The sequence below is a fragment of the Streptomyces sp. NPDC031426 genome (genome assembly GCF_055581585.1).
Genome location: NZ_JBVIJE010000050.1, coordinates 1 through 12,619, shown reverse-complemented (window position 1 = coordinate 12,619; position 12,619 = coordinate 1). Strand labels below are relative to the sequence as shown.

General features: G+C 69.9%; 11 protein-coding genes and 3 pseudogenes. 9 read left to right on the top strand and 5 right to left on the bottom strand.

The window, feature by feature from the left end:
- Positions 1–38: 38 nt before the first annotated feature.
- On the bottom strand, positions 39–509 hold the full coding sequence (locus ACZ5NH_RS43380; protein WP_468783730.1) for an LPXTG cell wall anchor domain-containing protein: 471 nt from the start codon (positions 507–509) through the stop codon (positions 39–41).
- A gap of 410 nt (positions 510–919) precedes the next feature.
- Here ACZ5NH_RS43380 and ACZ5NH_RS43375 point away from each other — a divergent pair, with 410 nt between their 5' ends.
- From ACZ5NH_RS43375 to ACZ5NH_RS43350, 6 genes and pseudogenes are all read left to right on the top strand, one after another.
- A complete protein-coding gene (locus tag ACZ5NH_RS43375) occupies positions 920–2,554 on the top strand; it encodes a tyrosine-protein kinase domain-containing protein (protein WP_468783759.1) in 1,635 nt (544 codons plus the stop codon).
- A complete protein-coding gene (locus tag ACZ5NH_RS43370; RefSeq protein ID WP_468783728.1) occupies positions 2,551–3,123 on the top strand; it encodes an arsenate reductase/protein-tyrosine-phosphatase family protein in 573 nt (190 codons plus the stop codon). Before ACZ5NH_RS43375 ends, ACZ5NH_RS43370 begins: the two co-directional genes overlap by 4 nt.
- 498 nt (positions 3,124–3,621) lie before the next feature.
- On the top strand, positions 3,622–4,035 hold the full coding sequence (locus ACZ5NH_RS43365; RefSeq protein ID WP_450985297.1) for a globin: 414 nt from the start codon (positions 3,622–3,624) through the stop codon (positions 4,033–4,035).
- 156 nt (positions 4,036–4,191) lie between these two features.
- Positions 4,192–4,938: pseudogene (locus ACZ5NH_RS43360) on the top strand (ABC transporter permease); the annotation flags it as partial.
- An 11-nt stretch (positions 4,939–4,949) separates the two neighbouring features.
- Positions 4,950–5,572: pseudogene (locus tag ACZ5NH_RS43355) on the top strand (ABC transporter permease); the annotation flags it as partial.
- 210 nt (positions 5,573–5,782) lie between these two features.
- Positions 5,783–6,737 (top strand): annotated as a pseudogene (locus ACZ5NH_RS43350) (ABC transporter ATP-binding protein).
- Between the two features lie 21 nt (positions 6,738–6,758).
- Here the strand turns inward: ACZ5NH_RS43350 and ACZ5NH_RS43345 are convergent.
- From ACZ5NH_RS43345 to ACZ5NH_RS43330, 4 genes are all read right to left on the bottom strand, one after another.
- Positions 6,759–7,436 carry a DUF8185 domain-containing protein gene (locus tag ACZ5NH_RS43345; protein ID WP_468783726.1) on the bottom strand — a complete coding sequence of 226 codons (678 nt, stop codon included), beginning with the start codon at positions 7,434–7,436 and terminating at the stop codon, positions 6,759–6,761.
- Positions 7,433–7,855: an acyl-CoA thioesterase gene (locus ACZ5NH_RS43340; RefSeq protein ID WP_388634740.1), complete on the bottom strand. Its 423-nt coding sequence runs from the start codon at positions 7,853–7,855 to the stop codon at positions 7,433–7,435. The genes ACZ5NH_RS43345 and ACZ5NH_RS43340 overlap by 4 nt, the downstream gene beginning before the upstream one ends.
- Before the next feature lie 6 nt (positions 7,856–7,861).
- Complete coding sequence (gene ettA / locus ACZ5NH_RS43335) at positions 7,862–9,526, bottom strand: energy-dependent translational throttle protein EttA (RefSeq protein WP_468783724.1); 1,665 nt, start codon at positions 9,524–9,526, stop codon at positions 7,862–7,864.
- 284 nt (positions 9,527–9,810) lie between these two features.
- The gene (locus tag ACZ5NH_RS43330) at positions 9,811–10,566 is read right to left on the bottom strand and encodes a GntR family transcriptional regulator (RefSeq protein WP_468783722.1); all 756 of its coding nucleotides are present in this window, start codon (positions 10,564–10,566) and stop codon (positions 9,811–9,813) included.
- Between the two features lie 79 nt (positions 10,567–10,645).
- Between ACZ5NH_RS43330 and ACZ5NH_RS43325 the strand changes: the two genes are divergently transcribed.
- The 3 genes from ACZ5NH_RS43325 (at position 10,646) to ACZ5NH_RS43315 (ending at position 12,411) form a co-directional block, all read left to right on the top strand.
- Positions 10,646–10,930, top strand: coding sequence for a hypothetical protein (locus ACZ5NH_RS43325; protein ID WP_452967906.1), 285 nt, complete (start codon positions 10,646–10,648; stop codon positions 10,928–10,930).
- Positions 10,931–11,446: 516 nt separating this feature from the next.
- A complete protein-coding gene (locus ACZ5NH_RS43320) occupies positions 11,447–11,671 on the top strand; it encodes a hypothetical protein (protein ID WP_468783719.1) in 225 nt (74 codons plus the stop codon).
- Positions 11,672–11,679: 8 nt separating this feature from the next.
- Positions 11,680–12,411: a GntR family transcriptional regulator gene (locus ACZ5NH_RS43315; protein WP_468783717.1), complete on the top strand. Its 732-nt coding sequence runs from the start codon at positions 11,680–11,682 to the stop codon at positions 12,409–12,411.
- The last annotated feature ends 208 nt before the right edge of the window (positions 12,412–12,619 follow it).

Below are 12,619 nucleotides of genomic sequence, written 5' to 3'. Positions count from 1 at the left end.
GGGACGCCGTGATACCGCCGTAGTCAGGTCCCGCTCCGTCATGAATTGCGGCGACGACGCACGGCCATCATCGCGCCGGTGCCCGCCGCGAGCAGCCCCGCTGCGGTGCCGCCCAGCGTCAGGGCCTTCTCGTTGCCGGTCTTCGCGAGGCTCGAGCGGTCCCGGTCGTGTCCGCCGTGTTCCTTGTCTCCCTTGTGGTCGCCGTCGTGGTCGCCCTTGTGGTCGCCCCGGTGGTCGCCCTTGTGGTCGTTGTCGTGGTCTCCCCTGTGGTCGCCCTTGTGGTCGCCCTTGTGGTCGCCGTCGTGGTCGCCGTCGTGGTGACCGTCTTTGCGCGTCACCGTGAATTCGGTGAATGCCTCCAGCCTGGGTTTTTTGCATTCCAGCTCGAAGACGTGCTTCCCGGGCTTGGTGCGCTTGGGGATCGTCACTCTGCCCTCGACGGTTCCGTCGTCGTCTGCCCTGAACTTGCCCAGGATGACCTCATGCGAGTGAAGCTCCGCGATGACCACCTGGTCGGGGCAGAGGCAAGTGCCTACGAATCCCAGGGTGCCTCCGGCGCGCACCTTGTCGGGGTGGACGGTGACCTGCGGGGGCTGCGGCGGGTACGCCGGGCATGGCGTCGGCGGGTGGGGATCCGCGTGGGCGGTCGACATCCCCACCAGTGGTGCGGCGACAAGTACGGCAGCTGATCCTGCCGCTGCCATAGCAGTTCGCCACCTGGGCGATGCTGTCATCTTCTTCACTCTCCTCGACTTCGGTCCGGGCCGGGCTGCAGCGTCAGCCGTAATCAAGATCAGGAATACATCGAATATATGGGGAATACCGACACCAAATCGCCTGAAACCGCCCAGAAGCCACCGGATGGTGTAGCCGTCGCCCTCAATGGCGCGCGGCGTCACCCCGGCGAAGTGGCCGGGTGATGTACGACGCAAGGGTCGTTCGGCAGGCCGACATGAGGGTGGCTCCCCCGGTTGAGGCGTGCGAGTCCCTATCTTCAGCTGCACGCATAGGGAACGGAACATCCCATTTCGGGCCGTTCCCTCAGTCCTATGAGGGGTGCAGCTTGGATCTCCACGGATTCCTGAAGGCTCTTGCCAGACGATGGCCGACTGTCGTGGCCTGTCTGGTTCTCGCTGTCGGTGCGGCGGTCGCCATGACGAGTTTGAGCACTCCCGTCTACGAGGCCAGGGCGCAGCTCTTCGTCGCCACCCGCACCGCCGAGGACACCGCCCAGATGAACCAGGGGCAGAGCTTCTCGCAGGCCCGCGTGCAGTCGTACGCCGAAATCGTGACGACCCATCAGGTCACCGCTCCCGTGGTGAAGGAGCTGGGGCTGCACACCACACCGGAGAAACTGGCCTCCCAGATCAAGGCCGTTGCCCCGCTCAACACCGTGCTCATCAACATCACGGTCAGGGACACCATGCCCCAGCGTGCGGCGCGCATCGCCAACGCCGTCGCGGAACGGTTCAGTTCGGTCGTCGAGCGACTGGAGACGCCCAAGCAGGCTCCCTCGAAGCCGTCCAAGGGGAAGCGCACGGGCGACGACGGCGCGACGATTTCCCCCGTCTCCCTGGGGATCACGCAGGATGCCGTCGTCCCCACCGTTCCGGTCTCGCCGCGCCCGATGCTCAACCTGGCCGCGGGAGTTCTCGGCGGTCTGTTCCTCGGTGCCGGGCTCGTCGCCCTTCGCGAGACCCTCGACACCACGTTCAAGGCCAGCGACGCACTGGGCGAGTTCACCGCGCTGCCGGGCCTCGGCACCATCCCCTACGACAGGAACGCCCCCAAGCAGCCGCTCGTCAGCGCCGACGGCCACTCCAGGCGTGCCGAGGCGTTCCGCAAGCTGCGGACCAACCTCCAGTTCTCCCAGGTCGACGACCCGCCCCGGATCATCGTGGTGACGAGCTCGCTGCCCGGTGAGGGCAAGACCAACACCGCGGTGAACCTCGCGCTCTCGCTCGCCGAGGCGGGCGTCTCCACCTGCCTGGTGGACGCCGACCTGCGCCGTCCGTGTGTGGCCCCGACGTTCGGCCTGGTCCAGGACGCCGGTCTGACCACGGTGCTCATCGGGCACGCCCGCATCGAGGACGTGATGCAGCAGGTCGCCGGCGGGCTCTCGGTGCTCGCCGGCGGTGCCGTACCGCCGAACCCCACGGAGCTGCTCGCCTCGGCGCGCATGGAAGAGGTGCTGCGCGAGCTGGCGGACACCTACGAGGTCGTGATCGTCGACACCGCGCCGCTGCTGCCGGTCGCCGACACTCTCGGACTGGCGTCGCTCGCTCAGGGCACGTTGCTCGTCGTACGCGCCGCGAAGACCACCCGGGACCAGGTACGCACCGCCAGTGAATCACTGGAGCGCGTGGGCGTCCGCATCCTCGGCACGGTCTTCAGCATGGCTCCGGTCTCCACGGGTGGCCGTTACGGCCGTTACGGCCGTTACGGCCGTTACGGCGCCTACGGGCAGTACGGCGAACTGCCCGCTCCTCGTACGGCGGGCCGGCCGGAGGAGGCGGTCGCACCCGCGGCGACGCGACCAGCGGGCGAGAAATGACCCGCGTCCTGTTCGTCTGCACGGGCAACGTGCACCGCTCCGTCTTCGCCGAACGGCTGCTGGCTGCCAGGCTTCCGCCCGGCTCGCCCGTGCGGTCGGAGAGCGCCGGAACAGAGGCGTGGCACGGCTCCGGCATGGACGGCTCCACCAGGGAGGTGCTGGAGGAGCTGGGCGCCGACGGCTCCGGCTTCGTGTCGCGCCCGCTCACCGCGCGGCTCGTCGCCGGCGCCGCGCTGGTCCTCGGGCTGGCGTGCGAGCACCGGGAAGCGGCCGTGCGCCTCGCGCCGTCGGCGATGCGGCGCTGCTTCACGCTGAAGGAGTTCGTGCGTCTCGCCGCCGGGTCCTCCGGCGGCGAGACGGAGGAGCGGGTGGATGCGGGTTTCCGTGATGCCGTGGTGGCGGACGCGGCGGCCCGCAGAGGTGCCGTCCCCCCCGTCCCGCCGGCCGAGGACGACATCGCGGACCCTGAGGGAAGACCCCGGGAGGTGCTGTACGGGTGCGCCCGCGAGATCGACACGCTGGTGAGCAGGCTCGCCGGGCTGCTGGACGGCGACGGGGTGAGGCTCTGAATCCCTGTGATCACAAGGTGCCCGGTATCTGCACCAACGCGGTACGACGGCCGTCCACCGCTCACGCAGGGTGGCGCCGGCGGCCGGGAGCTCCCGGGCCCGCTCACCGACCTCCGCGCCGACACCGCTCCCAGGCCCCATGGGTGTTTTCGACCGCCGGTGATCCGGCGCTGGAGGACTCGGCGACGCAGAAACGCGCCGGTCCGCCCGAGCGCAGCACGGAGCCGGGGCAGAAGCCACTCGGTGCCCCGCACACCGCCGTACCGCATCGCCGCAAGGGAAGGGAATCGGCTCAGGACGAGGACCGGCCGGCGTCGCCGGGCCGTCGAGCGCACCAGGTCCTGGCCACCGGCCACCGCCGCCCGTCACCCCGCTACGAGCGCCCCCCACGACCACCTGGCGTTCCTCGGCCTCGCCGCTGACCTCTGCCGCCGCGTACACCTCCCGCGCGACCATGACGGTGCGAGGCCCGACACCTCGGTCACCCGGTCTGAGACCATAGGGGACGTGAATGAGATTCGGCGCGGCACGCTTCAGGAGCAGACCTTCTACGAGCAGGTCGGCGGGGAGGAGACCTTCCGCAGGCTGGTCCACCGTTTCTACGAGGGGGTCGCCGAGGACCCGTTCCTGCGGGCGATGTACCCGGAGGAGGACCTGGGACCGGCCGAGGAACGGCTGACCCTGTTCCTGATGCAGTACTGGGGCGGCCCCACCACCTACAGCGAGAACCGCGGCCACCCCCGGCTGCGCATGCGGCACGCCCCGTTCACGGTGGACCGGGCGGCGCACGACGCCTGGCTGCGGCACATGCGGGTGGCCGTCGACGAACTCGGGCTGTCCGAGGAGCACGAGACGACGCTGTGGAACTACCTGACGTACGCCGCCGCGTCGATGATCAACACCCCGGAGTGACGAACAGCCGCCGCTGAACGCCGGATTCCGGTCGCGTACGGCCGTATTCCGGTCACGATCTGGTATAGACCGGTCGACAACCGCTTACCCGGAGCCGGTCGGCTCTGTCAGCATCGCCCGGAGGTCTGGAGCTGACGGACACACAGGGGCCTGGTGATGCGGTTCGTCTTCGCACGCGCGCGTGCGCACCGGTTGCTGCTGAGTGCCGCGTTGCTCACCGTGGTGCTGACCACCGCGGTACTGGCGACTCTCACCGCGTACTCGGCGGCGATCGGCGACGCCGCGCTGCGTCATGTGCTGGCCGATCCTCAGGGCGCCGCCGACACCGCGCTGATCGTCAAGGCGGACGGGCCGCCGGACGGGCGGGCCGCCGACGCCGCCGTACGCGCGGGCGCCCGGCGGACCTTCGCCGGCCTGCCGGTGACATTCCGGACCCTGCGCCGCTCGGGCCCGTACGCGCTGCCCCGCTCGCTGCAGCCGCCCGCGGCCCGGTCCGGCGACCCGGACCTGACCTACCTCGCGGCACTGGACGGAACCCAGCTGCGGCTGGCCGCCGGCCGCCTTCCGCGCCGTGCCGAGGGCGCCGGCGGCACGGTCGAGGTGGCGCTGCCGCAGACCGCCGCCCGCGCGCTGCGGCTGGCACCCGGCGACCGGCTCACCCTGACCGACCGGCTGGGCGGCCCGGCGGTACGGGTGCGGATCACCGGGCTGTACCGCCCCGTCTCGGTGACGGCGCCGTACTGGCAGCTGGACGACCTGCTCGGCCGCGGCGTGAAGAAGGCCGGCTTCACGACGTACGGCCCGCTGCTCGCCGACTCCTCCGTCCTCACCGGCGGCCGGGTCAGCGCCGGGTCCACGGCGTGGCTCGCGTCGGCGGACTTCGGCCGGATGACGACCGCCAGGATCGGCCGGCCGGCGACAGCTTCCTCGTCGTGAACCGGGCCGGCCTGCCCTCCCCCGCCGACCGCCCGACAGCGCTGCTGCTGCCCGGCGACCGCCTGGACGCCGGTGCGCTGCGGCACGCGGCCGGCGGCTCCGTCGGCGTCCAGCTCCTGGCCGCCGAGCGCGCCCGGTACGCCGACTCCCCCTCCAGTCCGGGGCCGAGCACGTCTACGCGGCGGCGGTGGCCGCGGGCGCCGGCTTCGCGGTACTGACCCTCCTGCTGGCCCTCCTCCGCCCGGCCCCGGAACGCGCCGCCCTGCTGGCCCGCCTGCGCACGATGGGGCTCACCCGCGCGGAGGGCCGCCGCCTGCTGATCCTGGAGTCCCTCCCGCAGGCCCTCCTGGCCGCCCTCGGCTCCGCCCTGACCGGCTGGTCCACCATCCGCCTCCTCTCCCCCGGCGTCGACCTGATGACCATCGCCCTGTCCACGACCCAATCCCCGCTACCCGAAGCCGAGTTGAGACCGGACGCCTGGTCCCTGACGGTCCCGGCGGTCATGGTCGTCGTGCTGACGGTGGGGATCGCGACGGCACAGGCGTGGTGGACGGGACGGATGCGGTCAGTCAGGGAGCTCAGGGCGGGCGATGGCCGATGAGGACGCGAAGTCCCGCCGCAGCCTGCGGGCAGTCGTGCCGCTGGGTCGGCACGGGTGGGCGCTGGGGGCACCCCCTCTGGGGGGAGGCACCCCGCCGGCGTGGGCAAGCGAAGCCAACCCCCGGCCGGCCACAGCGCAGGGCACCCACACAGCACCGGCAACCAGCACAGCCGCACGCGCAGCACAGGGCACCGTCCCCCAGGAGACCCCATGACCACCGACCCCAGCCTCACCGACCTGGCGGACCGTGTCGCGGAAACCCGGAACCAACCCGCCTACGGCCATGACGCCCTGATCACCTGCGACCGCCTCGTCCGCATCTTCTCCACGGACGGCATCGAGGTCCAAGCCGTCCAGGGCCTGGACCTCCTCGTCCGCGAAGGCGAGCTGATGGCCCTCGTCGGCGCCTCGGGCAGCGGCAAGTCCACGCTCATGAACATCCTCGCCGGCCTGGACACCCCCACCGCCGGCGCCGCCCGGGTCGCCGGCCACGACCTGCTCACCATGACCGCCCGGGACCGCCTGGCCTACCGCCGCGAAACCGTCGGCTTCGTCTGGCAGCAGACCTCCCGCAATCTCCTGCCCTACCTCACCGCCGCCCGGAACGTCGCCCTGCCCCTCCAGCTCTCCGGCCCCCGCCCCCACACCCGCCGAGCCCGCCGAGCCCGCACCGAACGCGCCCTGGAACTCCTGGAGTTGCTGCACGTGGGCGACTGCCGTGACCGGCGCCCGTACGAGCTGTCCGGCGGCCAGCAGCAGCGCGTCGCGATCGCCGTGGCCCTGGCGAACGACCCTGCGGTGCTGCTCGCCGACGAACCCACCGGCGAACTCGACTCCCGGACCGCGGCACAGATCTTCGACGCGTTCCGCACGGCCAACGAGACCCTCGGCACCACGATCGTCATCGTGACCCACGACCATGGGCGAGGTCCGCCGCACGGTGGCCATCCGCGACGGCCGTACCTCCACGGAGGTGCTGCGGCGCAGCGAGATCGACGCCACGACCGGCCACGAGACGGTCGTGGCCCGCGAGTACGCCATGCTCGACCGCGCCGGCCGCCTCCAGCTCCCCGCCGACTACCTCCGCGCCCTGGAGATGCGCGACCGCGTGGCCCTGGAACTGGAGTCCGACCACATCGGGGTGTGGCCGGACGACACGGAGTGAGCGGCGCGCCGCTACGAAGGCTCAGCGGACGCTGACGCCCAGAGACCCGAGCCCCGCCCGCCGTACGGCGACGGACCCGTACGGAGTGCGCAGCCTGAGCCACGCCCCCGAGGAGAACAGCCCGGTGTCGGCCGGATCGGCGCCCCGCCGCAGGAAGCCCAGGGACTGGGCGGCGTGCACGGCCCGCACCGGGAGCCCGGTCCGCCCGATCTCCCGGGACCAGATGTCCCGCCCGATCCGGTCCAGCTCCGCCCGGGTACGGCCCTCCGGCGCCAGTTCCTCCGTACGGGACCGGAACTCGGTGACCGCCGCGGCGACGGTCGCCCGCAGCGCGTCCGGTGCGGGCAGCCCCGGCTCGGGCTGCCAGCCGCCGCGCGGTGGGAGCACACCGGCCCACGGCGGACCGGTGACGGCGGCCGGCACGCCGGCGGTGGCGCCGCGCTCGTCCACGGACTCCAGGAGCTCACCGGCGGAGACGGTCACGTCGAGGGTGACGTCGAGGCCCTTCTCGTAGGGCTTCGCCAGCCGTACCGCGCGGACGGCCAGCACCTCGAAGGACGGCGGCCGGCCGAAGACGGCGAGCGCCGTGCCGGCCGCCTGCAGACGCACCGCGGCTCCACGGTCGTAGCGGAGCAGCCGGGAGAGGAAGGCGGCGAAATCGGCCGCCTCCGTCTCGTCGGCCAGGTGCAGCACCGTCATGCGGCGACGGCCTCCTCGTCGGCGTCGTCGGCGCCGTCCATGTACTGCTGGAGGAACTCGCGCTCCTCCGCGGTGATCCGGCGCGGCCGCTGCGTCTCGAAGTCGAACGGGACGACCACGGTGGAGGCCCGGACGTAGATCACGTCCGCGTCCTTCACCTCGTAGGTGACGGTGAAGGACGCGGCCCTGACCTGGGTGACCCACAGCTCGATGTCCACGGGCGTGGGCCGGTGGACGAGCTGGCGCTTGTAGTCGATCTCATGGCGCGCCACCACGGACCCCTGCTTGGACTCCTCGCCGCGCAGGGACAGGAAGTCGATGCGAGCCTCCTCCAGATAGCGGAGGAAGATCGCGTTGTTGACATGTCCGTACGCGTCCATGTCCGACCAGCGCAGCGGGCAGCGATAGATGTGGCGCAAGACCGATCAGCCCCGGGTCAGCTTCTTGTAGGTGGCGCGGTGCGGACGCGCGGCGTCCGGGCCGAGCCGCTCGATCTTGTTCTTCTCGTACGACTCGAAGTTGCCCTCGAACCAGAACCACTTGGAGTCGCCCTCGTAGGCGAGGATGTGGGTGGCGACGCGGTCGAGGAACCATCGGTCGTGGGAGACGACCACGGCGCACCCGGGGAACTCCAGCAGGGCGTTCTCCAGGCTGCTGAGGGTCTCCACGTCCAGGTCGTTGGTGGGCTCGTCGAGGAGCAGCAGGTTGCCGCCCTGCTTGAGGGTCAGCGCCAGGTTGAGCCGGTTGCGCTCACCACCGGACAGGACACCCGCCGGCTTCTGCTGGTCCGGGCCCTTGAAGCCGAAGGCCGACACATACGCGCGGCTCGGCATCTCGACCTGACCGACGTTGATGTAGTCGAGCCCGTCGGACACGACCTCCCACAGCGTCTTCTTCGGGTCGATGTTGGCGCGCCCCTGGTCGACGTACGAGATCTTGACGGTCTCGCCGACCTTGATGTCACCGGAGTCCGGCGTCTCGAAGCCCTGGATCATCTTGAACAGGGTGGTCTTGCCGGCGCCGTTCGGACCGATGACGCCGACGATCCCGTTCCGCGGCAGCGTGAAGCTGAGGTTGTCGACGAGGACCTTCTCGCCGAAGGCCTTGTTGAGCTTGTCGACCTCGACGACGACGCTGCCCAGGCGCGGGCCCGGCGGGATCTGGATCTCCTCGAAGTCCAGCTTCCGCATCTTCTCGGCCTCGGCGGCCATCTCCTCGTACCGGGCGAGACGCGCCTTGGACTTGGCCTGCCGCCCCTTGGCGTTCGACCGCACCCACTCCAGCTCTTCCTTGAGCCGCTTCTGCCGCTTGGCGTCCTTCTGGCCCTCGACCTTGAGGCGGGTCGCCTTGGTCTCCAGGTACGTGGAGTAGTTGCCCTCGTACGGGTAGGCGCGCCCGCGGTCGAGCTCGAGGATCCACTGGGCGACGTTGTCGAGGAAGTACCGGTCGTGGGTGATGGCCACGACGGTGCCCGCGTACTTGGCGAGATGCTGCTCCAGCCAGTTCACGGACTCGGCGTCGAGGTGGTTGGTGGGCTCGTCGAGGAGCAGCAGGTCGGGCGCCTCGAGGAGCAGCTTGCACAGCGCGACGCGGCGCTTCTCACCACCGGAGAGGTTGGTGACGGGCCAGTCGCCCGGGGGGCACCCGAGGGCGTCCATGGCCTGCTCGAGCTGCGCGTCCAGGTCCCACGCGTTGGCGTGGTCCAGCTCCTCCTGCAGCTTGCCCATCTCGTCGAGCAGCGCGTCCGAGTAGTCGGTCGCCATCAGCTCGGCGATCTCGTTGAACCGGTCGAGCTTGCCCTTGATCTCGGCGACACCCTCCTGGACGTTCTCCAGGACGGTCTTCTCCTCGTTCAGCGGGGGCTCCTGGAGCAGGATGCCGACGCTGTAGCCGGGCGACAGGAAGGCATCGCCGTTGGACGGCTGCTCCAGTCCCGCCATGATCTTCAGCACGGTCGACTTACCGGCACCGTTCGGGCCGACGACGCCGATCTTGGCACCCGGCAGGAAGTTCAGGGTGACGTCGTCGAGGATCACCTTGTCGCCGTGCGCTTTGCGCGCCTTGCGCATGGTGTAAATGAACTCAGCCAAGAGAAACCGTCCGGCAGCTTGAAATCTGGCAGTGGGCAGATACACCCCATCTTGCCTGAACGCCAGGCTTGGGTGTTAACCCGTTTGATGCGGGGGCTGTGACCTGGGCTTTCTTGGTCGGCGTCTCTGCCTCACCTGTCGCCGTTGGTCGTCATCGATCGGCCTCGGGCACCCTCGCACGGCCCAGAGACGGCCCGGCGTGGGGCACGGTTCAAGCACTGGAGGGGCAGGCCCGGGACCGGACCCATGGGGCATCGGGCAGCAGGCTCGCCGTCGGCTGTCGGTTAGCGGTTGATGGGGATCTCGTACACGATCTCGCAGTGCGCGGCGGGCACCACGATGTCCGCCGTCTCTACGGGACGCCCCTGGTCGCTGTAGTACGTCCGCCGGATGTGCGTGACGAGCGCGGCCTTCTGGATGCCGAGTATCGACGCCTCTTCGGCAGTCGCCTGCCTCGGCTCGGGCTGCTCCACGGCGTGGCTGACGGTGACGCCGATCGCGGCCATGCGATTCACGACGCCCGCCCCGGCGTGGGGCCCTCCCTCTGGGAGGACGACGAGAGTGCCTGCGGTGAGGTCGTACGGCTCCCAGCTCGTGGACAGCTGCACCGGCCTGCCGTCGGCAAGGAACTCGTAGGTCGTCCGTACGCACAGGTCGCCTTCGGTGATGCCAAGCCGCGTCGCGATGTCCGTCGGCGCCGGGACCTTGGCATCGGTCCGGCTCTCCCAATCACCCTGCTTGCCCGCGGCCTTCATATCCGCGCGGAACGGCGATCCGCTGGGCTGCTCCCGGGCCGCCGACCGGACGACCCGGACCCGCTTCCGGGGCTCGGCGACGTACGTGCCCGACCCGGCGCGGCCTTCCAACACACCCTGGGAGATAAGCAGCTCCTGCGCCCGGCGGACGACGTTCTCGCCTACGCCGCACTCCTGGCCGATCTGGGCGCGAGAGGGCAGACGGTCCCCCGGCTCCCATACGTGCTCCGCGATCCGCCGCCTGAGTTCGTCGGCGATACGGAGATAGGGCGGCTGCTCAGGCATATGGAAAATCTAGTCCACTAGCTCTAATCTAGTTAACTAGCTTCACTGAAAGTGATCGCCGGTTGACGGAGGCTGCCCTGTGCCCGCTTCGGGAGTTAGCGCGGCAGCCATCGCTGCCCGGCTGTCGGCCGTCGGGCTCTCCGCACGCGTGGAGGAGCACGACCGGTACGCGTCGGTCGAAGCGGAAGTGCCTGACTCGCTCTCCGCCGATTTATGGCGGGAGGTCCTGGAAGCGGTGGCGGAAGCCGATCGGTTCGGTCTCGTCGCCACCGGCCTGAACGGCCGCACCCTCTGGGCGGTCGTACGCAAAGCGGTCCCCACGACGGGCGATGTCGGGGGACCAGCCATCAGCGATAGGAGCTGAGTAGCGTGCTCAACCGTATCCGCCGTGCCGTCTCACTCACCAGAGCGCGGTACGCCCCCAAGGGCAGGCATCGCCGCCCGTTAGCACCCTTCCGGCCGCCGACCACAACCGCCTTTCCTGCGTCCGCTGACGCGTCGACGGTCATACTGGGCCGGGCTTCCGACAGCGCGAACCACGAACACCCGCTTGTGGGGGAGGAAAACGCGCTCGTCCGCCCGTACGTGCTGGCTTGGGAGGAACGAGTACGGCCGCGTGCGGTGGTAGTCGCTTCCCGCCTGCCCGCTGAAGCCTGGTCGTGTCGCGCGGGGGTCCGCTGATGATTCCTCGCCAACAGCCCCACCCTGCCGATGTCTCGGCCGTCCCCTACCAGTCGACTGCCTGCCGTATTGGCACGCACGTTGCCTGCACGGAGTCTTCGCCGGTCTCCGCACCGATCGACCTACCGGTCGTCTACGAGACGTGCACCTGCGCGTGTCACTCGGCGTCCCAGCACTCCACACCCGCGGAGGTGGAGCGGTGAGCGGCTGGGTCCCCGGCGGCGCGCTGGCGTCCAACGTCGAGATCAACGCAGCTACCGTGCAGCGTGGCGACGTCATTCAACTCGGCGGCAGGGCATGCCGGGTGAGTGACCTCTTCCAACTCCCTCAGGGAGCCAAGCAACTCCTCTTCGAGTCGGGCGAGCTGCTGACCATACACGCGCGTACCCGGCTCACCGCCGTTCGGATGATGAGAAGGCGGTGATCCGGTCCGTGCCTTCACGCCATCACGACATCGCCGACGATCTACGGCAGCAGATCACAACCGGTCGCATCAAGCCCGGCGAACGTCTCCCGTCCGAGGCCGGCCTTGCCGACCGCTACAAGGTCAGCACGGTGACACTGCGGAGCGCCCTCGCGGTCCTCCAGGGCGAAGGCCTCGTCGAGAAGATCCACGGCAAGGGGAACTTTGTTCGTCGCCCACCACGCAAGATTGTGTACGTCGGCGGATGGGGGACGCTGGACCCGTGGACCGCTGCTGACGCGGCCCTGCGTGTCACCGTGCGCACCACCATGGTTCCGGCAGACAGCCATCTGACGACGTTGCTCAAGGTGCCGACGGGCAGTCCACTCGCTGAGTTCTTCTGCGTCAGCCACGTGGAAGAGTCACCGCGCGGACTGGCCCGCATCTACATCCCGCGCGACCTGGTCCCGGCTGGAGTACTGGACGACGAACCCTCCTGGCAGGAGACCGCCCTTCGGCTCGCCGTTCTGGGCTCACCGCCGGCAGCCGTACGGGAGACGGTATGCGCCCGCCCACCAACACCGGACGAAGCATCGGCCCTCCGGACCGGCTCCTCCAAGGCAGTCCTCGCGATCACGCGCGTCGTGACCGACACCGCCGGGCGAGTCGTCGAGGCCGCCCTTCTGGCATTCCCAGGTGATCGCGTCGACGCGGTCTTCACCACCCACCACGTGACCGATGAGAGGCAGACGCAAGGATGACGGCACCGAACGAACTACGACTCCTCCCGTGGTCGGGGCCGGAAGGCAAGCCCTGCTACCTGAAGACCGACGACAAGCACGGCTACATGTCCCGTCTGGCGGACAACATCGAAGTGAGCTGCACCCCGTTTCGTGGAGTCCCTGAAGCCAGGCTTATGATCCTGGCCCGAAGGAGAACCACGAGCAGTGCCAGCACCACGTAAGTACC